Origin of the sequence: Coprobacter fastidiosus, from assembly GCF_030296935.1 — a bacterium.
In the GTDB taxonomy this organism is placed as follows: domain Bacteria; phylum Bacteroidota; class Bacteroidia; order Bacteroidales; family Coprobacteraceae; genus Coprobacter; species Coprobacter fastidiosus.
The window spans coordinates 3,398,893-3,423,762 of the sequence record NZ_AP028032.1 but is presented as its reverse complement, the minus strand read 5'-3'; the positions used below and the strand labels follow the sequence as shown (position 1 = coordinate 3,423,762).

Here is a 24,870-nt window from a genome sequence, read left to right as displayed (position 1 = left end):
GAGATAAAAAAAATGGTTGTCATCCCGACAACCAATCTTCGTTAACCTTAAATCTAATACCATGAAAAACACATTGCAAATGTACGGCATATTTCTATTTACGCAAACAAATAAACAAAAAATCGACATATAATTAACCATATTTAATTATTATAGTAAATAATCGAAATATCAGAAACACAATTTCACAATTAATCTATTCTCAAATCTATATTTCATACTTTTGTATAGACATATTACCTAAAAATATTACTTTTGTGAAAAACAAATAGCATGTCAATGAAAGTCATAGATTTAATAAAAAACAGTCCTACGACCGCATTTTCTTTTGAAGTGCTTCCCCCTCTGAAGGGGAACAGTATCGAAAAAGTTTTCAATACGATAGATACATTACGGGAATTCGATCCCAAATATATCAATATCACGACCCATCGAAGCGAATTTTTATATAAAGATATGGAAGGGGGATTATATAAACGTGTGACTGTCCGCACCCGACCCGGAACTGTTGCAGTGGCTGCCGCTATTCAGAATAAATATCAAATTCCCGCTGTTCCCCATATAATATGCAGCGGATTTACTCAAAGTGAAACGGAATACGCCTTGATAGACCTGAGTTTTCTGGGAATATGCGACTTGCTGATTTTGCGAGGAGATAAAGCAAAACATGAAAACAGATTTATTCCGACTCCCGAAGGGCATGCGCACGCTATCGATCTGCAGGCCCAAGTAAACCGGTTTAATGAAGGATACTTTCTGGACGGAAGCAAAATGTCCCTCATAAATACTCCGTTTTCTTATGGTGTAGCAGGATACCCGGAAAAGCATGATGAAGCTCCCAATCCCGATTCAGACCTCTTCTGGCTTAAAGAAAAAGTAAAAGCAGGAGCAGAATATATCGTAACGCAAATGTTTTTTGATAATGAAAAATACTTTTCTTTTGTCGACCGTTGCAAGAGCGAAGGTATCGATGTACCCATTATTCCGGGCATCAAACCCATAAACTTCCGCAATCAACTTACGGTTCTACCCAAGGTTTTCCACGTCGATCTTCCTGAGGCACTGGCCTCTGAATTAAGAAAATGCAAAACCGATGAAGAGGCTAAAGAGGTTGGCGTAGAATGGTGTATATTACAAGCTAAGGAACTAAAAGAAAAAGGTGTACCAAGCATCCACTTTTACTCGATGATGGCTACCGAAAGTGTAAAACGTGTAGCACGGCAAGTATATTAAAACAATAAGAAGGAGGTAATTATCGTGTTTTTCAAAGATATTATCGGACAAGATGAGGTAAAGAAAAGATTGATACATTCTGTAAAATCCGGACAAATAGCTCATGCCCAACTGTTTTGCGGGCCTGAGGGAATCGGAAAATTACCTTTGGCTCTTGCTTATGCCCGATATATACAATGCACGAACAGGGGTGAAGATGATGCTTGTGGTGTGTGTCCGTCATGCAAACAATTCAGTTCGGTCATGCATCCCGACGTTCACTTTGTATTTCCGATTTATAAGAATGAAAAAAAGAAAAAACGTTTGTGCGACGACTATATAGATGAATGGCGCAAATGTCTCTCCGAGAATCAGTATCTTTCATTGGAACAGTGGCTTTCTTATATCGATGCAGAAAATTCCCAAGTAAGCATCTATACTGACGAAAGCCGTGAAATTATTCGGAAAATAAGTCTCAAAACTTATGAATCGGATTATAAAATCATGATTATCTGGTTACCCGAATTAATGAATCCCGTGTGTGCCAACAAATTGCTGAAAATACTGGAAGAACCTTACGAAAAGACCGTTTTTTTGTTGGTCAGCAATCAACCCGATAAAATATTGGGTACTATACTCTCCCGTTCACAACGCATTAATATGCGGGTCGTTTCACCCGAAAAAATATCGGAAGCCTTGCAAAGGCGATACTCCTTAGGACAACAAGATGCCGATGCTGTGGCACACATTGCAAACGGAAATTTTATTAAAGCTCTGGAAACGATACAGCTCTCAGAAGAAAACCAATATTTCTTCGATCTTTTCGTACGCCTCATGCGTCTGGCCTACGGCAGAAAAATAAAAGATTTAAAGGTCTGGAGTGAAGAGGCCGCCGATATGGGAAGAGAAAAAGAAAAACGTTTTCTGGCTTATACTCAACGTATGTTACGAGAAAATTATATTTATAATCTTCATATTCCCGAAATCAGCTATTTAAATAGTAGGGAAGAACAGTTTTCCACACGTTTCGCACCGTTCATACACGAACGTAATATTATTTCATTGATGAATGAACTGAGTAAGGCAGAATCGGACATATCACAAAATGCAAACGGAAAGATCGTATTTTTTGATTTGGCAATAAAAATGATTATGTTGCTGAAAAGTTAAAAATTAAAACTCTGTTCGCTACTATTATCAAAAAGCATATCTTTGTAGTCCGTAAAAACCAATAATATTTTACGGTACACAAATCTACGGGGCTGACCGGTTTTGACAGCGGGTAGAAATGGTGTGTAAGCATGCAGAGCGTGGATGGCTTGCTCTATAATCTCAGACATCAAAAATTTAACTGGCGAAAATAACTACGCTCTTGCTGCTTAATCGAAGTATAGTAGATTAGCTTAATCTCCGCAACAGTTGTGGAGACAAGACATCACCCGGTTGCTGTTGTTCCGAAGCGTTCCGAAACGGTGGTGCAATAATATCGGAAATAGTGGGTAGCCGGCCTTGTGCCGCCCATGAAATTTTAAAGGCTAAGGTATGAATTGGTGGCTTCGGTCTTGTTCATACCCGACAATCAAAGCGAAGATAAGCATGTAGAAAGCTCATTAGTTCCTCGTTTGGACGAGGGTTCGAATCCCTCCAGCTCCACTTTGTTTTTATAAACTATTATCATCAATAGTTGTATAAATATTTTCTTTAAAGAAAAATTTATACAACTTCTATATAAGGAATAAATACAGCAAAAACAAGCTTATATATAATTTTTACTCACGTCGAATCGAGTTCGTTATCCTATCTATATTACACATATCCAAATTTTTATATTAAACCTTTTTCTGTACTATTGAAAATATTCAGGAAGCTGATTCTTAATCTTTTTTCTAATATTGTGAATTCTACTTTTTACTGTACCTTCTTTCATGTTGAGAATATTTCCTATCTCTTTATAACTTTTACCCTGTATCAAAAGTCCAATCAAAACACGAGTCGGAATATCCATTTTATTTATTAAATTCAAGATATAGTCATAATCATAAAGGATCATATTATTTTCAACCTGAACATTATACTCCATCTCTTGTTCTATATATAAAATTTTGCTCTTTCTCATTAAAGAAATAAAGCGGTTCCTTATAAAAACAAAAGATATTTTCAAAGAGTACTGCCGTGATTCGAATTTGTCTCTATTTTTAAGAATTTGATAATTTACATCCTGTACAATATCTAACGCATCATCATAGTCATGCGTCAATGAGACAGCATACTTAAACATTATAGGCTGGTATTTATCCAGCTCACCGTCAAGATCGAAGTTTTCCATTTGCTTTAAGATCAACATTAAATAAAAAGAAACCTCCATCCCGTTCTGGTATAACTGAAAAGACATGAAAGCACATCATCTCCATGAGTGCTTTTGGGAATGGAGGTTTCTATACCTTCACTCCAGAACAACACTCTGAAGCCTATGCTTTCATGTCTTTTCGTTAATAAAAGTAGCTATAAAATCTGAATTAAAAAATTATTTCAGATACTATTTTAAAATAATTGAAACATTTCTACTTATATTTTTACTTAAAAATTTCAATAACACACCTATAAATCAAGACAATAAGACAACATAAAATTACAATTTCAAATTCAAAAATTTTCAAATCGACAAATATTTTCCGATGCAAAAAATTCAATCTTTGCTACGACAAAAATAAATAGAATTACTTCATTCTTCCAAATACAGACACAATGGTATCCTCAGAATCTTTTAATCCCCCAGCTATCGAACGAACGGCGTTTAGCTGCCCAAAGTGTCAATAAGACAGATATTAATGACGAAGAAAAGATCGTAATCATAAGCATAATCTGGTATTTGATCGCGACATTGGGACTACTTCCGCCCAGTATCTGACCGGTCATAGTCCCCGGTAAAGCAACCAACCCCATGACAGCCATCGATGCAATAGTCGGATTAAATGATTTTATTAACGCTTCACGCATAAACGGCGCTGTCGCTTCACCTCGTGTCGCCCCGTTTGCCAATAAATAAAAATAAAGCTGGCGTTCTCGGTCAAGACTTCCATAAAAGACATTAAGAGCTATAACATTGGCCGAAAGCATATTGCCGAGTATCATACCGCTGACAGGAACAAAATAACGTGCTTCGAACAGATGATCTAACTTTATAATTATTCCTAAGAAATAGACATCTATAATACAGATAGAACAAAAGAACGCAACTATTACCGGGATAAAGAGCTGCTTTACCGGTAATTTAGTCCGCCCCAATACCGTCCACGAAGCTACACAAATCATAACAATCACCCACAACAAATTGATCCATGCCGAATTCCATGTAAACAAATATTCTAAATAAAAACCGATCAAAAACAATTGTAAAGTCATCCGACTTGCCGCAATGAGCGTATCCTTCACCAATCCCGTACGATAATAGGCCAATGCCGTCACAGGTATCAACAATAATAAAAAACCGAGGCACATGCTGCCCCAACCGATATCGACAATTCCGTTCATCTTTCTTCTCCTATTTTTATACTGCGATCAAACGCCCGGATAAACCGCTCGTCATGCGATACGGCAACCATTGTCATACTCTTATAAGATTTCAAGAATACGATCAGCTTTTCAATAGAATCAGAATCTAAAGCCGACGTAGGCTCATCCAATAACAAAAGCGGTTTATCCAATAAGACCGCAATAGCGATCATAACTCGCTGACGTTGCCCTCCGGAAATCTCGACAAGATGTTTTGTATATATCTCCTGCTCCAGTCCCAAATGCCCGAATATATTTAAAACGGTTTGCTCTGCCGGTATTTTATTCCTATTTTGCCGGAGTTTGAAAGGCGCAAACACACATTCCTTTACAGTGTCATAGGGTAAAGTAAACTCCTGAGGTACCCAAGCTATAAGACGACGAATATCCGATACAGTAGCACCGGTAAGCAATTGTCCGCCAACCCATATTTCACCTTCATCGGGCTGCACCAACCCTGCAATACTACTCAATAAAGTACTTTTTCCCGTTCCCGAAGCACCATAAACGACAACCTTTTCGCCTGAAGATACCTCATCCGAAAAATGAGTCATCAGAGGTTTCCCGTCATAGATGAATGTCACATCTTTAAATAAAATCATCCGCATCTTTCCTTTTTAAGAATACAAAGATAATTCATCCTGATATTTTCATCAATATAAGATTGACAAGCCTCCTTTCAAAATACATTTAAAGAAAAAACTCCCCGTATCCTTAAATACGAGGAGTAATTTCAAAAAAGTAACCGATGATTTCATTTTCAATGAAACCGATCAAGGCTCTACGATAGAACAGATACTTACCCGATTCCAATCCGGATCTGTAAACATATCTCCGATTCCTTGCCCTTCTGCCGTAATGCGACTTGCATTGATCTTATATTTTTTCACAAGAATGTTCTTTACTGCTTCAGCCCGAGCCTGAGCCAGCTTCTTATTGAATTCGAGATTTCCTTCAGGAGATGCATAACCTTTGATAATCACATTTGCCTCGGCATGCTTTTTCATATAAACGGCGACTCGTTCTACATTAGGTAATTGCGAAGCGTCAACTGTCGATCTGCCCTGTCGGAAGGTAATGATAGATTCCGGAATACGGCTGGTTTCTACCACAGTTTCTACTTTTACAGGACGATTGCGACAATCGGCCAACTCTTGCTGTAACATACCGATCTTTTGATTTGCATTGTTTACGACACTGTTTTTCTCGTTTACTTGTGTACGAAGATTATTAATAGAAGCGTTCAATTGATCGATTTCGGTCTGATTATAAGCTCTGACCTTCGTAAAATGGTGCTTTCCATTACTACCTTTAAAATGATAAGTTGCCCCGGCTGTCAATTCAAAAAATGCATTATTTGCATTAAAGCGGCTTTTTGCTCTATTAAAATCACCCTCCATATCATATACAATAGCGGGTTTAATCCCTAAAGTCCAAGCTTTCGTTTCTCCGAAATTAAAATTCAGATTCAACCCGAAACGAGTAGACCAAGAATTATCGTCATCAGAACCGTTTACATAATAATGCATCCAACCGATACCAGCCACCGCTTCAATTTCGAATAAACGGGGAGTACCGGGATAGCCTCCGAACAGATTCATCAAATTAAATTTGTTCAACAAACTGACGTCAGAAGCATCGATAGCATTTTTACTATCTGTCGTATTTATATACCCCATACCCTGAAACTCCATTCCGAAAATCGGAGTTAATTGTTTAGTTACTCCAAGTCCGAAAGTCGGACGAGCATCTTTAAAAAAAGAACTGTGAGTCAAAGGGGTTACCATACCCGCTTTGAGTTCTATAGACCAATTATCTCCTATTTTAGTACCTTGGAGAGCAGTCTGGTCAGTCTGAGCATTTGCTGCAAACGCGCTTATCACAAATGCTGATAAGATAATAGACTTTTTCATAATTAAAAATATTAATAGATAACTCGATAAAATTATTATATCTTGGATTTTATTTTTTGACTTTTAAATAACCGAAGACGCACTTCACGCTAAATAGCAATCTTAATAGACTATCATCACGGTTCTCATATTTCCGCTCAACCGATAATTCATGATAAAAAAAATCTTTCCGTATTCATAATTCAATTTTTGTTATTTATAATTTAAGATGTTTTCTTTTTAGATAACATTATAGACGAAACCTTTGTTCGCTATTTGTGAATAAAAATAACGTCCTCTTTTTTTCTCATTTCATAACATAAAATCCCATACACCCTAAAAAGCACATCTTATCTCAGATATAATAGTTAGATAATAAGCACATTAGTCTTTATAATGGGAAATTAAAAACAGATAAAACAAGTGATTTTCTTGAAATTTAAATTAATCGGAATATAAAAAAGTACTCACAAATTTCATATTTGCATAATCTATCGAAAAGCGATTTATCGACCTAACAGCACAAAAAAGTGCATGCGGATTTTTAATCGCACATGCACTTTTTTCAGAAACTCTTTTTCAGAGAAACAGAATCTAAGAGCCTATCTAAATTTTCCAACAAAAAATATTATCAGGTCATTCTCGTGTTTTCTTCCGGTCTTTTTTCCCGTTTTCACTCGTCAGATAGCCCGCTATCCTCCTCGTAAAAACTGAAAAAACAACCTCGAAAGAAATTCTCAAACCTGACCCAAGTAAAATTTAGACAAGTTCTAAATCTGACTACAACTCCAACTTATTCTTATATAAACCTATCAATCGATACCTCCTCCCAAAGCATGATAAAGATTAATTACACCTTGTATCTCTTCAAAATAATCCGATACTGCGTCCAACTCGGCCTGCAGCAAAGTTTGACGAGCGGTAAGGACTTCCAGATAATTTTGAGAACTGTAACGCATCAACAGTTCTGAACTACGAACTGCCGATTCTAAAGAGGTAATCTGCTGCTTATTCAGATTATGACGTTTACGTGCCGTTTGCCATTGTAACAAAGCATCATTTACCTCTGTACCTGCATCAAGTAAACTTTGCTTGAACGAAAGCAATGCTTCTTCTTGCTGAGCTTTGGCAACCTTTAAATTGGCAATATTCTGCCCCCGGTTAAAAAGAGGTTGTACTAATGAGCCTATGGCTGAAAATAGCCACTGCCCGGGATTAGAGATAACAGCTCCTGCGGCATTTGTCCATCCGGCAGAACCACTCAATGTAATTGAAGGATAAAATGCCGAATGTGCTTGATTAGTAACATAAAACGCAGCAGCTAAAGCGGCCTCGCTTTGACGCACATCGGGACGACGGTGCAATAATTGCAAAGGAATGCCTACTGAAAGTGTATCCGGGAATTTTTGTTGTTTTAAAGTCGAACGGGATATTGTTTCCGGAGTCGAACCTAACAACGCACAAAGAGCATTCTCCGTCTCTGTAATCTGACGTTCTATCGAAAGCAAGGAGGCGTCCACAGAAAGTTTACTCGCCTCGGTCTGAGCAACAGCCATATCAGTCGTTTGTCCGGCCTTTTTCAACGCCTTCATCACACGCAAGTTCTCGCTCCAATTTTCAGCAGTACGTCTACTGATTTCAAGCTGCTCATCAAGCATCAACAACGTATAATAACTATTAGCAATAGTAGCGACCAACTGAGTCTGTACAGCCTGACGATAAGCCTCGCTCTGTTCTAATACGGCTTTTGCCTCTCTTTTGGCATTCGTCACACGACCGAAGATATCGATTTCCCAATCTGCAGAAACAGCCAAATTATAGCTTTTAGTGAGTTTAGACTTTTCCGCTTTATTCAATGTACCTTGCGGTGATAACGATATCGAAGGTAAATAAGAAAGTCGAGAAGTCATAAGCAAAGCTTCTGCCTCCTTCACTTTCAATCGGGCAATGTTCAAATCGGTATTATTCTTTAATCCGGTGTCGATCAGCTGCTGTAACTGCGAATCTGTAAAAATTTCTCTCCACGAAAGGGCAGCTATCGAAGCTGTATCCGTTTGTTCCTGAGTATGACGAAAAAGACTGTCTGTAACAGTTTTCATGTCAGGTTGTTTATACATCCGATATATCGAACATCCGCTCGTTCCTATGATCAAGGATATACATATTATTATTTTTTTCATACGAATCTTCTTTTCAATTAGTTCTCCTCCTCCAATTTCGATACTTTACGCTGAGGCATAATTTTCTCTTGCAGATATTGGAACACGATAAACAAAACCGGTACGATAAACAACAAGGCTATAGTACCGATCAACATACCGCCGACTGTCCCGACACCGATAGAAATATTTCCGTTTGCTCCTACCCCCGAAGCAAACATTAACGGCAACATACCGAAGATCATCGTCAATGAGGTCATTAAAATAGGTCGCAAACGCACTTCTGCTGCAGACACCGCAGCTTGTGTAATGCTCATCCCTTGATGACGTCGTTCCGAAGCATATTCTGTCAACAAAATAGCTGTTTTTGCCAACAAACCGATCAGCATGATCAAACCTGTCTGCAAATAGATATTATTTTCCAAACCGAACATTTTGGCAAAAAGGAAACTTCCTGTCAATCCGAACGGTACTGATAGAATAACCGCCAAAGGAATAAACAAACTTTCGTAAAGAGCACACAGAATCAAATAAATAAATACTACACAAATGACAAACACCAATACAGTCGTATTTCCTGTTGAAGATTCTTCTCGTGACATTCCGCCAAACTCGAAACCATAACCGGCAGGTAATGTCTCTTCGGCAACTTCACGTACCGCCTGAATAGCTTGTCCGGAACTATAACCGGTAGCAGGCGCTCCATTGACGGATATAGCGGAAAAAAGATTAAAACGGGTTAAAGTCTCAGAGCCATATACCCGAGTTAACGTCAAATACTGGCTAATAGGGGACATCTCTCCATCTGAATTACGAACGAACATATTATTCAACGCTTCTGTATCTAACCGAAACTCAGGAGATGCCTGCACCATTACACGATAAAGTTTTGAAAAACGGTTCATATTCGAGGCATAATTACCACCGATATATCCCGATAAGGTACTTAACACATCTGACGGCGATACTCCGTTGCGCTTACAGCGAGCAGCATCGACCTCGACCATATACTGAGGGAATTTGGTATCAAACGAGGTCGTTGCACGTCCGATCTCCGGTCGTGCATTCAGTTTCTCAATCATTTGCCTCGTGTATTTCAGCAAATCTTCTACAGAACCGCCTTTTTGATCTTGTACATAAATTTCAAAACCACTACTCACTCCATATCCCGGAATCATGGGTTGGGCAAAAGCCATGATCTGAGCCGAGGATATATCATCTGTACGCCGGTATATCTCATCAATAACGGCATTTATTTCATCCTCTTTTTCCTGACGCTCATCCCACTGTTTCAGACGGACAATAAACATACCGTTAGACGATCCTTGTCCACTGATCATTCCGTTACCCGTCACTTTAGAAAACATTCGTATTTGCGGAATATCACTAATACGTCTATCCACTTCATCCATAATAACTTTTGTCTCTTCCAAAGTATTTCCCGGTGAAGTTCGCACATCAACAAATATAGTCCCCATATCTTCCTGCGGAACAAGTCCGGTTTTAGTCGTTTTCATCAAAATAAACAAGCCGCCAAAAGCTACCAGCAGTAAAACTAAAGCCAACCATTTCCGTTTCAGCATAAAGAAAACTCCCGTTTTATATTTCTGTACCAAACGGTGAAAAGCACTGTCGAATGCAATATGAAAACGAGAGGAGAAACTCATTTTCTTTCCATCGGCTGCAACTTCGTGAGGAGTCATAATCAAAGCACAAAGAGCAGGACTTAACGTCAAGGCATTGACCAAAGAGATTGCTACGGCAACAGCCATTGTCAAACCGAATTGCGTGTAAAACGTACCGGTCGTTCCTCCCATAAAACTGACAGGAATAAAGACTGCCATAAAGACAAATGTCGTCGTTACCAATGCAGAAGTGATCCCCCCCATCGCATCAATCGTAGCCCGGTATGAAGATTTATACCCTTCATCGAATTTTGCCTGAACAGCTTCTACGACAACGATAGCATCATCCACCACAGTACCGATTACCAATACCAATGCAAACAAGGTCAACATATTCAAGCTAAAACCTGCCACATATAAAAAAGCGAATGTACCCACTAAAGAAACAACTATCGAGATTGCCGGAATAAAAGTAGAACGCATGCTTTGCAAAAACACATACACCACCAAAATCACCAGTAAAATAGCTTCAACAAGCGTTTTTATCACATTTTGAATAGAAGCATCCAAAAAATCTTTAGAACTCATCAAGTCCACCAACTCCATACCTTTAGGCAAAGTTTTCGAAATTTCTGCTGCTACTTTGTCTATTTCTTCTATAATTTCATTAGCATTCGACCCGGATGTTTGTGCAATCATACAGTTAGATCCGGGATGTCCGTTTACTTCTCCTATATAGGTATAAGAGCTAGAACCCAATTCTATACGCGCCACGTCTTTCAAACGAAGGACTTCTCCGCTTTCTAAAGAACGGATTACCAAATTTTCATAATCTTTTTCTTCTTCATAACGTCCCCGGTATTTCAGGACATATTGGAATGTGTTTTCAGATTCCGCACCAAGTGTTCCGGTAGGAGCTTCTAAATTCTGCTCATCAAGTACGGCAGCAATATCCGACGGCATCAAGTTATATTTAGCCATTTTACCGGGATCAAGCCAAATGCGCAAAGAATAATCCGCTCCCATTACATTAACCTCACCTACTCCGGCAATACGAGAAAGACGCGGTTCGATATTAATCTTCAAATAATTATTAAGAAAGCTCTCATCAAACGAATTATCCGGACTATAAAGGGCCAATGCTTTGATATTACTTGTCTGACGCTTACGTACAGTAATACCGCTTTTCGTTACTTCTGCAGGTAATAATCCCTGCGCCGTTGCAATACGATTCTGGACATTGACTGTCGCCATATCGGGATCAGTACCTTGACGGAAATAAATAGTAATTCGTGCCGAACCGGTATTGGTTGCAGTAGAGGTCATATACATCATATTTTCCACTCCGTTCAATGCCTCCTCAAGAGGAACAACGACACTCTTTTGCACAGTCTCGGCATTTGCTCCTGTATAAGTAGCAGAAACACTGACGGTAGGAGGTGCGATTTCAGGGAATTGTTCGATAGGGAGCTGCGAAAGTCCTATCAATCCAACAATCAAAATAACAACCGAAATAACAACCGATAAAATAGGCCGGTCAATAAATGTTCTGATTTTCATAATGCAGATTATTCATTAGTGGAAGTATGAGAATCGATTACTGTTCCTTCACGCACAAGACCTGCACCTTCGGCAATAATAACATCACCGGGGACGAGTCCCGCCTCGACAATATATTCCGTACCGTTATTCAGTCGGAACACTTCAATCGGTGCAGACTTCGCCTTACCGTCAACTACTTTATAGACAAAAATGCGATTTTGCAATTCATAAGTCGCAGTTTGAGGAATAACAATTACACTGTCTCGATGAGTAGGAACGATCACTTTTCCGCTACCACCATTGCGTAACAACTTATCCGGATTTTTAAATGAAGCACGAAGACTTACTGCACCCGTCCCGCTATCAACGGTTCCGCTAATAGCATCAATTTTACCGGAATATTGATAAACTTTACCATTACTGAGCATCAATTCTACTTCAGGCATTTGCTCCATTGTTTTCTGCAACGAACCATATTGTTGTACAAGATCCAGAATTTGATTCTCGTCCATCGAGAAATAAGCAAAGACTTCGTTATCATCAGAAACCGTGACTAACGGTTCTGAAATATTACTATCGACAAGAGCTCCTACACGATAAGGAATCATACTGGCGACTCCATCTACCGGACTTTTTACTTCTGTATAAGAAAGATTATTACGTGCATTTATCTCCTCGGCACGAGCCAAAGCAAGTGCAGCTTGAGCTTCGGCAAGAGCATTACGGGCAGTTTGCAAATCGAATTCAGAAACCACATTCTCCCGAAACAGTTCCTCTTTACTTTCAGCAGTAAGTTTTGCTGTCGCAAGTTTAGATTCGGCACTCTTCACATTAGCCATAGCCGTCTCAAGCGCAGCTTTATACGGAACTTGATCGATAACAAAAAGAACTTGTCCCCTATGTACGACATCCCCTTCATTCATACAAATTTTCGTGATTATACCGCTTACCTGCGGACGTATCTCCACATATTGCCGCCCTCGAAGCGTAGCGGTATAATCTCTCTTAAGCGTTTGATTACTGAATCCAACATTCAAAGTTTTATACTTAGCAGATGTTTGTTCCTGAGGCTGAGATCCGCACGAATAGAGCAGTATAAGCCCCGATAAAATAGGAATAATGAGGTATTTCATTGGGTATAGTTGATTAATTATTACATTACATAATGAGATACAAAACAAGTAATGGCAAAAATAAAAGGATTTTGCTACATATTATAAAAGTGTTGATTAACGACAGGAATGTGTTGATTAACGACAATAAGTAATTTTTGAGGTATAGCATCTAATATTTATCTTTGTGATAAAGATTTGATATTTTACGAATATATTATAATACCCTGATGCTATTTAAAAATCTCAAAGGTAAAGGCAAGGAAACTGCATATTATACATTTATACGGTATCCTCAAATAATACACTATGTCGATTTACTTTTCTGCTTGGTTATCTTGCCATTGATTATCCTATTAGTTCCGGTTGACAAATGGATCAAAACCCAACCTGTTTTTGTCGGAACTTTGGTTTTATATTTATACTTACTTTATTTTACTTATAGAAAAGCTAATATTCCCTCGCTCTTTTTAAAAAGAAAATATTTACATATCATTATCCTGATCATCATATTGACACTAATTACAGAACTATTAACACATTTCCCCATATCCGATAAATTCGGGTCTAAATTACCCATAGATTTTCGCCGTCACTTACACGCCCAAACCATATGGTTTTTCTTCTTGATCGTATCCGGATTTAGTTTAGCCATTGAAGTAACCTTCGAACTATTCCGCCAAATGTTACAAAAACAAGAAATTGAAGCAGAAAAAAACAAAGCCGAGTTAGCGATGTATAAAGCTCAGATAAATCCGCATTTTCTATTTAATACGCTCAATACGCTTTATGGTTTGGTCATCACTAAATCAGATCTGACAGAATCTGCATTTGTAAAATTTTCGAACATTCTTAAATACATGTACGATAATACTTCAATAGAAAAAATAGACATAAATAACGAAATCGAATATATACGGCAATATGTGGAATTACAGAAACTCAGATTAAATCACCACACAAAAGTCATTTTTGAAAGCCGTACAGACGAAGAACTCGTTCTTATCCCTCCTATGATATTGATTACATTTGTCGAAAATGCTTTTAAATACGGGACGTCGTCTTCTGAAGATTGCACTATACTTATACGAATCATAGTCGAAGACGGTGTTCTGCTTTTCAAGACTCGCAACTCTATCATGAAAGAAAAAAAAGAAGGTGAATCATCTATCGGCATCGAAAATTGCAGAAAACGTCTGCAATTGCTCTATCCCGGACTTTTTACTCTTATTACCGAAAAAGATAATAATAAACAGGAGTTCTTGACTAAATTAACGATACAATTGTCTCGAACATGAAACGAATCAACTGCATAGCTATCGATGACGAACCGATCGCACTACTGGTAATCAAACAATTTTGCGAAAGGAAAGGGAACATTGAGTTAAAAACTTTCTGTGAGCCTCGTATAGGATTAGAAGAAATAAAAAAAGATAAACCCGATATAGTATTTCTCGATATAGAGATGAACGGTCTTAACGGATTGGAAATTGCAAAAAAGCTGCCTCATAACTGTTGCTTGATATTTACTACGGCTCATGCTCAATATGCTCTTGACGGCTTTAATCTCGATGCAGTAGACTTCCTACATAAACCTATAGCTTATGACCGTTTCGACAGGGCAATTGAAAAAGCCATACGGAATATTTCGGTATGGAACAATAAGAACGATCAAGAGACAATCGTTGTCAAGCAGGAATATAACAACATAAATATATTGCTATCCGATATTTTCTATATCGAGGCTTTAGAAAATTATTGTAAAATACACAGAATAAACGGTAATAGCGTAATATCACGGCTCAATATCAAAACCATTCATAAAATGTTACCACAAAACACTTTTTTAAGAGTACACCGTTCATTCCTCATACCCACAAACCGCATACAAAAATTTTCTAAACAAGAAATATGGCTAAAAGGATTATCAAGGCCTATACCGGTAGGAAGGCGTTATGCAAAAGAAATATATGATTTTTTGACTGATAACAGACAGCAGTAACAAATATCGACTATCAAAAGCTATATATATATTTAAATCAGAGTAATACGCAATTAAACTCTATCCCAATAATATAAATAGATGAAACTTATCGAGACTATATCAATATTGTCTCGGATAAGTTTCATCTATTTAATTATCGAGCATTATAATTAACATCACTTAAGTGCATCCGTGAAATGATCTCCATACTGAGCCGTATTATAAATTATCGCCCATAGAGTAGCCCACAATACTCCGCGACCATAATACTCATTATCCGTAACAGTCGCCAAACCGCTATAAGTTGGTGTCCACGTATTGGTATGTTGAGTATCTCCGATAAATATGACTCTTTTTTGCAGATCAATAGATAAAGAGCAACCATTACCCGCAACTTCCAATACGTTAGTTACTCCAGCCGGGACATCAAAAGTTCCGCTTATTCCATCCCTATAAAACGATGCGTTAAAATTAATTTGCTGAGATGGTCTATAATTACTGAACGGCCCATTCTTAACTATATAATCCCATACTGGGTCATTGGCATGGGTTGTCACCCAAGTAGCGTACGATCCGCTATTCCCTCTATATTTATAACCCCAAGAAGCAAATTTTGCAAATAATGCTTGATTTTCTGAATTACTATTATCAAGAGAAATCACAGCAAATCTGTTTTTATTAGGACTATTCTCTAACCAAGTAATCAAATTATCATAGTAATTAGAAACTGAAGTCGCATATCTTCCTGAGAAAAGGACATTGACATTATCAGGAATATTAGAACCTACTCCGGCACTGTTACTTTCGTTATTTGGCAAAGTAGGCGTTACCGGTGTATAAACTATTCCCTGAGGACCAAAGAATGTCGGATAATTACCATAATCTCGGAATGTACTCAAAATTCCATTTCCCAATGCACCGTATCCTCCATAAAGATTGGCAACATTAATCGCTATAGGCTTAAGCACTGTCCTAACAACTGCAAGACGAGCCGAAACATCCGTCCCTACCAAATTCAATTTCACATGATAAGTTATATCACGGTTTGCATCTTTATACAAAGTTTTAGGCAATTGAATCTTAAATTTAGTTCCTATTGCATATTCAGTTCCCCACGGCATTTCCGTACCGTTTTCTCCAACCATTTTTATGACATAAGTATGAGCCAATGCCGGTTCTGGTTGTTCCAGTTCTGCAATCCACTTCATATTCTTACCGCTTTGCAAATTTACAAATTGCGTTTCATCCTTATTTTCAGATACATATAATGTATTACCTACAATACCCGTATTTAAAGTCATCGGTTTTTGAGTGATTGTAATCACTTGAGATTTTACATTAGGATCGGCTACTAACTCTAAATGCAATCTGGCATTCAAAGTATTATTACTTGCATTCTCCTTTGCCGTCACGGTTATGCGGTTAAGTTTTAAATTCGCGTCGTCATGAACATCTTTTATTTCAAATGCACCAGTATTATCACCTTCAAGAACATATCGCCACTGGTTCACAGAAGTTCCATCGGTATTCAATCCCGGATTGACAAGGAAAGTATTAGTATTATTCCCTGTAATTGTCAATTCTCCATCATATTCAAAATCAATAGAAGATACAGACGGAGTCAATTCAAATCCGGGTTCTCCATTTTGAATCAACAACATTGTACTCTGTACCGAAGGATCTTCCTTCAGACTGACTACCAAAAAACCGTAACGAGGAGCGGTCGCTGTGTTAGCTGTATGAGTATAGATCGGAATAATGTTATTAAAAGCCTTATCACTATCATAATCGGTTACGGCAGAAGTACCAGTTTGCACGAAAGAAAAGAATGCTCCTGCACCCGGAGGATAAATAGTAGCATTCCAGTCTCCCGAACCCTCTACGGCAATAGAAGGTGCTGCGACACCAGCACCATTTGCAAAATTAGGTATACTTTTAGGATTCAACTTCAAATAAAGATCTCCTCCTTCTAACTGAACGATATCGATAGTTGCCTTCAAATTGCCAAACGTAAGTTCGACAATGCCATTGCGTTCATCTTTTACATCATTCAACATTGTAGCTGTGACTGTCAATGTCTTACCGTTCAAACTAACAGATATACCGTCATCAAGCACTTTTTTACTAAGAGATAATGTTCCCTCTCCAAAAGTAAATATCCCCAAATTATAACTGCCTCCATTAGGAGTAAACATTACTTTTTTTGTCGGTATAGCCAAAATATTGTCTCCGTCAAACTGTACAGTTCCATGACTGTCCATATCCCAATAATTAATAGAATAACTTAACGATGCTGTCTCCCCCTTATAAGCTTCCAGTTCTGTAGTATAACCTTCTTTCTTAACTGAGTTTATGGTCAATTTATATACATTGTTACGTTTGAGCGACTGTCCTGATTCAAGCGGGTGTACATTGGCCCGATGATATGAAATCGTACCGGAGCTATTATTTCTTACACCAATAATCAAGCAAGTCGTAACCTCATCGTTTTGCTTAGGAGATGCTACATAATTCTCAAAAGCATACAATTTTCCGACAATATTACCATCAGCTTCATTCTCCACACCATAAAGTCTTGTAATACGTTTCGCTTTTTTATCGAAAGAATTCGGTTCTCCATTCCAGACAAAGAGAGACGGATATGCATTCCAGACCGACACTGACTCAAGAGTATATCCAGCAGCCGAATTATAAACGTCAAAACGAGAAACAGCACGCTGCAATACTATGCTGATTTTTGTATCCTGAGACTCTTTTCTTAATGAAGTGCTCATCAATAATGCCTCACTTTCTAACGGTTTAGTCGTATATTCCGGTGCGTTTTCATCCGTACCTGTCAAAAATACCTTAATATCGGCTTTTGCTTCTTTAAAATTTTTACTTTTAATCGCAGCCTTCCACTCATCCAAAGTCTGAGAACTATCTGCTGATAAATAGTTATCGCCAATATTGGCTACTACCAAAATATCATAAGCATCTGTCATATTTAGTCCAAGATCAGAAAAATCAAATGCCATATCAGTATTCATCACCAACGGATTCTCCGATGTGGCAGACAACTCTTTCCAACCTTTAAAAGTCCCCGTACCATTATTATTCGATTCAAAAAAGATCAAATCGATTGTCTTTACATTTTCCTCACCTTCCTCAGGAGCTATTGCCGCTCGTGTTGCCAATCCACTGGTAGGATCTTGAACACTGAAATTTATAATCAATTTACCGTTCTTTCCTGAAGAAAACCGATCTTCATCATCTATTCTACAAGACGTAAAAACAGCCGTTATCAAAAGGAAAACATACCACAATATTTTTTTCATACTATAATTTTTATCGTTATACATATCAATTATTCTCCTAAATCAACGTTAATATCTCCATCCAATTCCCAGTCATTTACACCTTTATTATAACGTAAGATCTGTATTTCTAGCCTAATTCTTCCAGAAAGTAACACAAGAGTATCAGAATTAGCAGCAGCCATTGTTGGATCAAATTCTCCTAATGCCGTTATTCTAAGACTCTTTGGATATCCGTCCTCATCATCAATCAATTCGACTTTAAAACGATTATTCTGAATACCGTTCGTCAACACATGAACAGGCCCATTCACATCGGTTTTAAATGATAAGTCTATAACTTTAGAGAGAATATTACTTTCCACCCCGACAACAACAGATGAATTCAAATCACGGTATAACGTAACCTCACGACTTTCTGTCCACAAATAGTAATTTCCGCTCGATCCCATTTGTCCTGCAGCCATACTCCACTCGACCACATTGACATTCAAATGAATAGAAGGCTGTTCAGCAGCAGTTTCCTTATCAGTATATCCAGGACCGCTAACCGAATTAATATTAAATACATATTTTCTATTTCGTACAATTTCAACAAGTTTATCCGTCTCAGAACTTTCAAAATCTATAGGATAATAATATTTTGTGCCCTTATATTGGGCTCCAATCACCAAACGAGTATGTTTTTGATTTCCAAATTCGTCTTCAGTATCATTATCATATAAATAAAGTTTATTTGCAATAGATCGGTTAATCTCATCATAACCATTTGATTCTAAAGTCAAAATAGTTTTCATATCTGTAGGAGAATCAGATGTTTGAACCTGATTGTTTATGATATTATCCGAACTATTACCTAAAAAACCTCTATCCGGAACATGATATAAAGTAGCATCATTTAGCATAAAATCATCAATATTGGCAGATACATAAATATCTACTGAAGCTACCGAACGAATAAGACTTAGTAATGGCCAATAATTAATCACTCCATCTTTTACTTCCTGCCCCTTCAAAATTCCCCACATAGGTAAACTTGTAAAAGACGTACCATTTTGTAAGAGCCTTTGAGGAGCTATATCGACCAACTCTTTTCGAAATACTTCCCAATCGGCAACCCCTTTATATCGGATAACAGCAGCTTCATCAGGAAGCAACTTCTCAATAAACGAACGACAATTAGCAAAAAAATAGGCATCATAACCTTCTCCCACCGGAAGAGTAGTTCGTAACTTTCCATTTATTTTAAAAGTAGTTCGCCAGCAAAGAAATTTTCCATCAGAATCAAAAAGCAATACATCAAGGTCATCGATAATACTTTCATCCGGAACAGACAGCTCAACACCACGGGTTGTAAAATCCGTCAAAATAGATATTTCAACTTCAGACTCTCCAGAAGAATAAGCAACTGACGATTCATCATCAAGTTTATTTTGACAAGAGTAGAATCCTACCAATACAAAAACAATCTGTAATATAGATAAATTTTTCATACTATTATTATTTTTAAAGCATGACCAAAGCTTTACGAATCTGCCATGAATCGACCGTAATAATTGCCTCCTGCTTCGTAGGTCTGATCACAATATCTATTTGAGAACCTTCTCGTGCCTTAGCTTCTGTATCTACTCTCAATCGGGCTATTCCATCCTCAAAAAGCGTGACCACAATGTTATCTTCCTCACCACTCTCCGAATCTATAGAAGCCGGTAATACCTTATTCTCGGAAACATATTCATCACGACTCTCGATATATGAAAATTTATCTTCTATCACAATCCCGTCACCAGATTGTTGGTTTTCAGAAACATGGTATGAATCTGACGATCCCCAAATATTCACTCTGAGTTCTCCAGGATACTGAATCTTAAAACTGTTTCCCTCTTCTATTGTGACAGTAATATTGCATAACAGTTTCTTGACCTCAACATTTACATTTTTTTCTTCCAAAGGATTTGAATCAAAAATAAGATTCTTCCAAAAAAGGTCTTGTGCAGAACCATTATACATCTGCGATTGCCGCATTGTTTTTTTGCTCATTGCAAATCTTATCTCTGAATAATTTTCTTCATTAAGAAACATAAGCGGTTCTTTATCAATATCTTTATCTCCCGATAAAGTCCATGCCACGAGATATGTAGTTCCTGTATATTGCAACTCAAAAGAATAAGGTTGCCCTCCTTTTATATCGTTATAAGGAATATGCCTCATTTCTATCTTATTACCTTCACTATTATACAAATACAATTCTATATCACTGGCTACCGATAGATCAAAATTATCAGTATTACCCTCATACGTGAAGACCAAATTCAGAGATCCTCTATCACAGCCGTAGTGCGGACCTTCGTAAGTACACCCCATGCAAGATATTATTATCAACAATATCAGAATTACTTTCTTCACGATATAACAATTTACTATTAATTATTTACCGTTATTCCTAAGAGTCTGTTTAAGTTTTACACAGGACTTTTTTGAAAACTGTTTTCAAGGACATTTTTTGTTCCGATAAAGAGCGTAACAGGCTACATAACATACAGGAACAAAAAACAACACCCAGAAAACTCATAAAAGTCGGAGACATAATTTTTAGCAGAAAACTTAAACAGATTTCTAAAACTGAAATAATATTCTCCTTAGGAATAACGGTAATAGTCGTTCATCTCAATTATAAATCAACATTTTGGGTTCTCACATCCCATTTTGCGACTTCAATATTGATAGAGATAGAACTTTCCTCCGGACTAACTACTGGCCCTTCTTCTTCAGCATCTTTCGGAGTAGCCCAACCTACAGTTTTAATATCTTTCATCGTCACACGATAAATACTGTTACGATAAATCTTCCATGCATCATCTTTCAATAAATTAACTCTCCAATAACGGGTGACTCCACTCACTCCTGTACCAGAAAATGTTCCCTGAATAATAAAAGCTACGACCTCATCCTTATCAAATACCGTTGCAGCCGACCCATTACCACCTTGCAAGATCGTCGGTACATTTTCATATACATAAACCGGCTTTTCATAGGTAACCGGCAAAAAACCATTCTTCGTTTCGTCTGCATCATCATTTTTTGTAGAGTATACAGTTTCAACAGTTTCTCCATTTATAGAAAATGTCGTTTTGAAATTAGATGCAGTTTCAAAACGTACCCAATTTTCAAGGTCATTATATTCGAAAGCTCGCGATTGGTTTATCCCATTGATAACCATATAACCGTCAAAAGTCCATTTTAAATCTTCGGGAACCGTTCCACTTGTTCCGAGTCCCAATATTTCGAGCAAATCAGCTTTAGGTGCTGTAATCTGACTTGACGGATCTACTTTAGGTGCTTCAATCTTACTCAATAAACGACGAACGGTAAGGTTTAAAGTGTTTGTTTCTCCTTCCACAACATTAATCGTCCCTTCTGCTGCCATAGCAAATCCCGTTGATGTACTTATATCTGCACGGGAATTAGAACCATCCAGTACCAAATCTTTATAAAGACTACTTTTTTTAAAATCAGCCAACAGTGAAGGAGCAGGAGAAGGCTCACCCAAATTCTGATTAACAGCAGTAAGAATCGTCAAATTTCCTGCATCGACAAGAAATGTATACTGGTTATTCGAAGCCAAAGCCTCTGGTTTAAAATATTTTTGATAAGAACCGTCAGCATTAAAAACAAAAAACTCTAACGATTTAATAGCATTCTCATCAGTCGATCCGGCAACTTCTCCACTCAATGCACGAGTATCAGCGTTTCCTTTAATATTAACAGTAATCGCCGCTTTCTTACCTTGAACAGCAGGTTCGGACAAACCATTGTCTGAGTCATTACATGACAATAATACAAATGCAGCCATAGAAACTGCTAATAAATTTTTAATTTTCATAATCCTAAAATTTAGTTATTAAGTTGTTTTACAAACAATTATAAAAGCTTTTATCATTTTCCCCATCTACATTCTTGTAGAATATCCTAACGCAAGTACTTGAACGCAATTGAGGGAAAAAGTTCTTTAACATATATCGATAAGGAACTCCATCTCTTAAATGTATAAGCTTGTCATTCCGAACCTGCTCCTCTCCAATGACAGAAGGAGCAATGATCTTGAGAATTTCTTCTTTTTCTACCATATCAGATTCATTCACCAATTGATACAAGCCCTGCCAATCTATCCCTCCATTGATTACTTTAAACGATTCTACAGGCATATCCGTTTCCTGTACTAAATAATCCCTTAAAGCGATAGCTCGCTTTTCTGCAAAATCCAAATTCAAACGATATCTTCCTTCAGGAGAAGCATAACCGATAATCAAAATATCCGTAATCCGACTATCTGAAGATCTATTAATTTCATCAATAATACTGACCAACAAGTCTAAATTTTTACCATTATTTTGATAATCAGATGATAATATAGAAGATCCCGGACAAAATAAAACAGAAACAGCATCTTTTCTATTTGTTTTATCAAAATCAATTCTTTGAGAAACCGGAATAAGAAAGGTATAATCCAGAGCCAACTTCTCAGCAGTACTTAAAACAGGTTCAACGGCTTTAACAATTTCAACAATTTTTATATCAGGATCTTGCAAGACTTTTCCTTTTACATAAACAGTCTCTTGCACAAATCGTTTAGCACACAATTTAGTTACAGTATTAAAAGCCAGTGTGCTCCCTTTCATCCAATCTGCATATTTTATAGCGGCTTTATATGCAAATAATCCACTATCGTCTGTTATTTTCATGTTTGTCTGATAATCAACACTTCGAATAAATGCCGTTTTTTCTTTCTTTCCAACTATCGCAAATGAAGAAAAAGTAGTTTGACGAATGCTGTCAAATATGACAGGAGTTACTATAATTCTCTCCTTCTTTTTTAACATAGTCAAATCAGGAATACAATCAAAACAAAGTCTTATACTATCACCAATATTCTGTATCTGAATGTTAGAGATAGATAACCGACCTCTTCTGTTTCTTTCTCCCGCTATTATCTCACCACAAACAAATGTCAACAATGAAAAAAACAAGAACATAATTATATTTTTTGATACTCTCATTATTCTTTTATTTAATATTATAAATCAATGAAATACCAACTTTCGTTAACCCAAAGTATGTCTTAGTAAAATGCTCTGATTTAGTACAACACCAGATACGATTATTCGACTTATCAAAGCCAAGCCGTACTACCCCAATACCGAGAAATCCTTCAATCGCCCATTTTTTAGACAAGAACCAACTATATCCATAAGTAAATCCACCACCGACTCCCCAACCTTCATATCGATATCCTTTATCAAAAATGTGGAAAAATTTATGCCCACCAATATTATATTTAGTCACAATAGCATGAATACCAATAAAATGGCCACCTGTCGGTTCACAAAACCAATACCTCAGCTCCGGTTGTGCCATCCAGTGTACAATCTTATCATTATCCCCCTTTTTACCCTTACGATTCCAAGGATTATAACTTCCCGTTATATTTAAACTCAACTGTGTTCCCCAACTAATTTCCAACCCCAGATTTGGAGTTAATGTTGCAGCATACAAAAGGTTTGTTTTAAGATTCCAATATAAATTCCGGGGGCTTATTTTTTCCCAAGAAGTCTCCGCACAAATATTGATTACCGCACTATCAGACAAAAGAACCGTATTATCGATAACCGTATCGGTAACAGAAATAGTATCAGACAGTACAGATACAAAAGAATTTTTTCTCTTCTGGATCAAGGAATTGTTATATTCAGTGATTTTAACCCAATCAAGTTCAAGGAAGTTTATCGCGTCAGGTTCTACATTGATCGAAATCGGAAAATTCTCTTGTGCTTGTCCTGAAAAGAGAACAGACACTATACCGATAAGAACACATAAAATCCTATTCATCAACTGCTTTAATTCTTCTTTAATTGTACACTGCATTATTACAGTCAAACTTTAGTTGGTTAATTAATCACGATCAAGGTTATATTTAGAAAATAAAGTTCTCCAAATGTGAATCCTGATACTTTCGTCAAGAATAAATATCGTCATTAACTTTGAAGGAAATATTAACAAACCGATTAACAATCCTATTCCATTCTTATTCAACTCTAACGATATTTTTAATTGCATTATAACCCTTTATAGCTTATTATCAAGATGTGATTATCTAACACTTACAAACACCAATTTGTTCTTAAGAAAATAAATCTTATCGTAATAATTCTTGAGAAAAAATAAAAATAGGACTTCAATAGCCTGTCTAAGCATATATGATATAATTTATTAAGCGAAAATAAAATATATAGAGGACTGTCTAAGGTAATACTTAAACAGCCCTCCATATACTTATTATAAAAATTCTTACTTTTCTATAACTCTAACCGTTCATCTATAATAATTTCACCTTTATTTCCTAACCTTTTCTTTAAACATTAGAAAAATTACGGATAATCGATCATGCCCCCATATAATACATCTTATCAACATAAGATTTCTATCGAATCTTAAAAAA

At 37.0% G+C, this 24,870-nt stretch carries 17 protein-coding genes and 1 other RNA gene; 5 read left to right on the top strand and 13 right to left on the bottom strand.

Going from position 1 to position 24,870, the window contains the following annotated elements:
• The first annotated feature begins 279 nt into the window (after positions 1–279).
• The 3 genes from metF to ssrA all read left to right on the top strand — a co-directional run bounded on the left by metF (position 280) and on the right by ssrA (position 2,868).
• Positions 280–1,233, top strand: coding sequence for a methylenetetrahydrofolate reductase [NAD(P)H] (metF, locus tag QUE35_RS13560; RefSeq protein WP_022599856.1), 954 nt, complete (start codon positions 280–282; stop codon positions 1,231–1,233).
• A 24-nt stretch (positions 1,234–1,257) separates the two neighbouring features.
• The gene (gene holB, locus QUE35_RS13555) at positions 1,258–2,382 is read left to right on the top strand and encodes a DNA polymerase III subunit delta' (RefSeq protein ID WP_022599855.1); all 1,125 of its coding nucleotides are present in this window, start codon (positions 1,258–1,260) and stop codon (positions 2,380–2,382) included.
• An 88-nt stretch (positions 2,383–2,470) separates the two neighbouring features.
• Positions 2,471–2,868, top strand: a transfer-messenger RNA (tmRNA) gene (gene ssrA / locus QUE35_RS13550).
• Between the two features lie 190 nt (positions 2,869–3,058).
• Here the strand turns inward: ssrA and QUE35_RS13545 are convergent.
• The 7 genes from QUE35_RS13545 to QUE35_RS13515 form a co-directional block, all read right to left on the bottom strand.
• Positions 3,059–3,538 (bottom strand): RNA polymerase sigma factor, encoded by a 480-nt coding sequence (locus QUE35_RS13545; RefSeq protein ID WP_009317331.1) that lies wholly within the window; start codon positions 3,536–3,538, stop codon positions 3,059–3,061.
• 428 nt (positions 3,539–3,966) lie between these two features.
• Entirely contained in the window at positions 3,967–4,743 is a 777-nt protein-coding gene (locus QUE35_RS13540; protein ID WP_022599852.1) for an ABC transporter permease, read from the bottom strand.
• A complete protein-coding gene (locus QUE35_RS13535; protein ID WP_031258114.1) occupies positions 4,740–5,366 on the bottom strand; it encodes an ABC transporter ATP-binding protein in 627 nt (208 codons plus the stop codon). Before QUE35_RS13535 ends, QUE35_RS13540 begins: the two co-directional genes overlap by 4 nt.
• Before the next feature lie 171 nt (positions 5,367–5,537).
• On the bottom strand, positions 5,538–6,677 hold the full coding sequence (locus QUE35_RS13530; protein WP_022599850.1) for an OmpA family protein: 1,140 nt from the start codon (positions 6,675–6,677) through the stop codon (positions 5,538–5,540).
• Positions 6,678–7,468: 791 nt separating this feature from the next.
• The gene (locus tag QUE35_RS13525; protein WP_022599849.1) at positions 7,469–8,836 is read right to left on the bottom strand and encodes an efflux transporter outer membrane subunit; all 1,368 of its coding nucleotides are present in this window, start codon (positions 8,834–8,836) and stop codon (positions 7,469–7,471) included.
• A gap of 17 nt (positions 8,837–8,853) precedes the next feature.
• The gene (locus QUE35_RS13520; RefSeq protein ID WP_022599847.1) at positions 8,854–12,000 is read right to left on the bottom strand and encodes an efflux RND transporter permease subunit; all 3,147 of its coding nucleotides are present in this window, start codon (positions 11,998–12,000) and stop codon (positions 8,854–8,856) included.
• A gap of 8 nt (positions 12,001–12,008) precedes the next feature.
• Positions 12,009–13,115, bottom strand: coding sequence for an efflux RND transporter periplasmic adaptor subunit (locus QUE35_RS13515; protein ID WP_022599845.1), 1,107 nt, complete (start codon positions 13,113–13,115; stop codon positions 12,009–12,011).
• A gap of 209 nt (positions 13,116–13,324) precedes the next feature.
• On the opposite strand from QUE35_RS13515, the gene QUE35_RS13510 reads away from it, so the two are divergent.
• Positions 13,325–14,392: a sensor histidine kinase gene (locus QUE35_RS13510; protein ID WP_022599843.1), complete on the top strand. Its 1,068-nt coding sequence runs from the start codon at positions 13,325–13,327 to the stop codon at positions 14,390–14,392.
• Positions 14,389–15,096 carry a LytR/AlgR family response regulator transcription factor gene (locus QUE35_RS13505; protein WP_022599841.1) on the top strand — a complete coding sequence of 236 codons (708 nt, stop codon included), beginning with the start codon at positions 14,389–14,391 and terminating at the stop codon, positions 15,094–15,096. The genes QUE35_RS13510 and QUE35_RS13505 overlap by 4 nt, the downstream gene beginning before the upstream one ends.
• Positions 15,097–15,254: 158 nt before the next feature.
• On the opposite strand, the gene QUE35_RS13500 is transcribed toward QUE35_RS13505, so the two are convergent.
• The 6 genes from QUE35_RS13500 to QUE35_RS13475 form a co-directional block, all read right to left on the bottom strand.
• Entirely contained in the window at positions 15,255–18,395 is a 3,141-nt protein-coding gene (locus tag QUE35_RS13500) for a hypothetical protein (protein ID WP_044261380.1), read from the bottom strand.
• A 29-nt stretch (positions 18,396–18,424) separates the two neighbouring features.
• A complete protein-coding gene (locus QUE35_RS13495; protein WP_022599837.1) occupies positions 18,425–19,867 on the bottom strand; it encodes a fimbrial protein in 1,443 nt (480 codons plus the stop codon).
• Between the two features lie 13 nt (positions 19,868–19,880).
• Positions 19,881–20,780, bottom strand: coding sequence for a FimB/Mfa2 family fimbrial subunit (locus QUE35_RS13490; RefSeq protein ID WP_044261362.1), 900 nt, complete (start codon positions 20,778–20,780; stop codon positions 19,881–19,883).
• Positions 20,781–21,045: 265 nt separating this feature from the next.
• Positions 21,046–22,257: a fimbrial protein gene (locus QUE35_RS13485; RefSeq protein ID WP_022599834.1), complete on the bottom strand. Its 1,212-nt coding sequence runs from the start codon at positions 22,255–22,257 to the stop codon at positions 21,046–21,048.
• 28 nt (positions 22,258–22,285) lie between these two features.
• On the bottom strand, positions 22,286–23,254 hold the full coding sequence (locus QUE35_RS13480) for an OmpA family protein (RefSeq protein ID WP_022599832.1): 969 nt from the start codon (positions 23,252–23,254) through the stop codon (positions 22,286–22,288).
• A gap of 184 nt (positions 23,255–23,438) precedes the next feature.
• Positions 23,439–24,296 carry a DUF3575 domain-containing protein gene (locus QUE35_RS13475; protein WP_022599828.1) on the bottom strand — a complete coding sequence of 286 codons (858 nt, stop codon included), beginning with the start codon at positions 24,294–24,296 and terminating at the stop codon, positions 23,439–23,441.
• Positions 24,297–24,870 lie beyond the last annotated feature (574 nt).

What these genes read in the sequence shown, in the direction of transcription:
- metF (WP_022599856.1), top strand. Translation starts at nt 280, where the DNA reads ATGAAAGTCATAGATTTAATAAAAAACAGTCCTACGACCGCATTTTCT.
- QUE35_RS13545 (WP_009317331.1), bottom strand. Translation starts at nt 3,538, where the DNA reads ATGGAAAACTTCGATCTTGACGGTGAGCTGGATAAATACCAGCCTATA.
- QUE35_RS13540 (WP_022599852.1), bottom strand. Translation starts at nt 4,743, where the DNA reads ATGAACGGAATTGTCGATATCGGTTGGGGCAGCATGTGCCTCGGTTTT.
- QUE35_RS13535 (WP_031258114.1), bottom strand. Translation starts at nt 5,366, where the DNA reads ATGATTTTATTTAAAGATGTGACATTCATCTATGACGGGAAACCTCTG.
- QUE35_RS13530 (WP_022599850.1), bottom strand. Translation starts at nt 6,677, where the DNA reads ATGAAAAAGTCTATTATCTTATCAGCATTTGTGATAAGCGCGTTTGCA.
- QUE35_RS13525 (WP_022599849.1), bottom strand. Translation starts at nt 8,836, where the DNA reads ATGAAAAAAATAATAATATGTATATCCTTGATCATAGGAACGAGCGGA.
- QUE35_RS13520 (WP_022599847.1), bottom strand. Translation starts at nt 12,000, where the DNA reads ATGAAAATCAGAACATTTATTGACCGGCCTATTTTATCGGTTGTTATT.
- QUE35_RS13515 (WP_022599845.1), bottom strand. Translation starts at nt 13,115, where the DNA reads ATGAAATACCTCATTATTCCTATTTTATCGGGGCTTATACTGCTCTAT.
- QUE35_RS13510 (WP_022599843.1), top strand. Translation starts at nt 13,325, where the DNA reads ATGCTATTTAAAAATCTCAAAGGTAAAGGCAAGGAAACTGCATATTAT.
- QUE35_RS13505 (WP_022599841.1), top strand. Translation starts at nt 14,389, where the DNA reads ATGAAACGAATCAACTGCATAGCTATCGATGACGAACCGATCGCACTA.
- QUE35_RS13500 (WP_044261380.1), bottom strand. Translation starts at nt 18,395, where the DNA reads ATGAAAAAAATATTGTGGTATGTTTTCCTTTTGATAACGGCTGTTTTT.
- QUE35_RS13495 (WP_022599837.1), bottom strand. Translation starts at nt 19,867, where the DNA reads ATGAAAAATTTATCTATATTACAGATTGTTTTTGTATTGGTAGGATTC.
- QUE35_RS13485 (WP_022599834.1), bottom strand. Translation starts at nt 22,257, where the DNA reads ATGAAAATTAAAAATTTATTAGCAGTTTCTATGGCTGCATTTGTATTA.
- QUE35_RS13480 (WP_022599832.1), bottom strand. Translation starts at nt 23,254, where the DNA reads ATGTTAAAAAAGAAGGAGAGAATTATAGTAACTCCTGTCATATTTGAC.
- QUE35_RS13475 (WP_022599828.1), bottom strand. Translation starts at nt 24,296, where the DNA reads ATGCAGTGTACAATTAAAGAAGAATTAAAGCAGTTGATGAATAGGATT.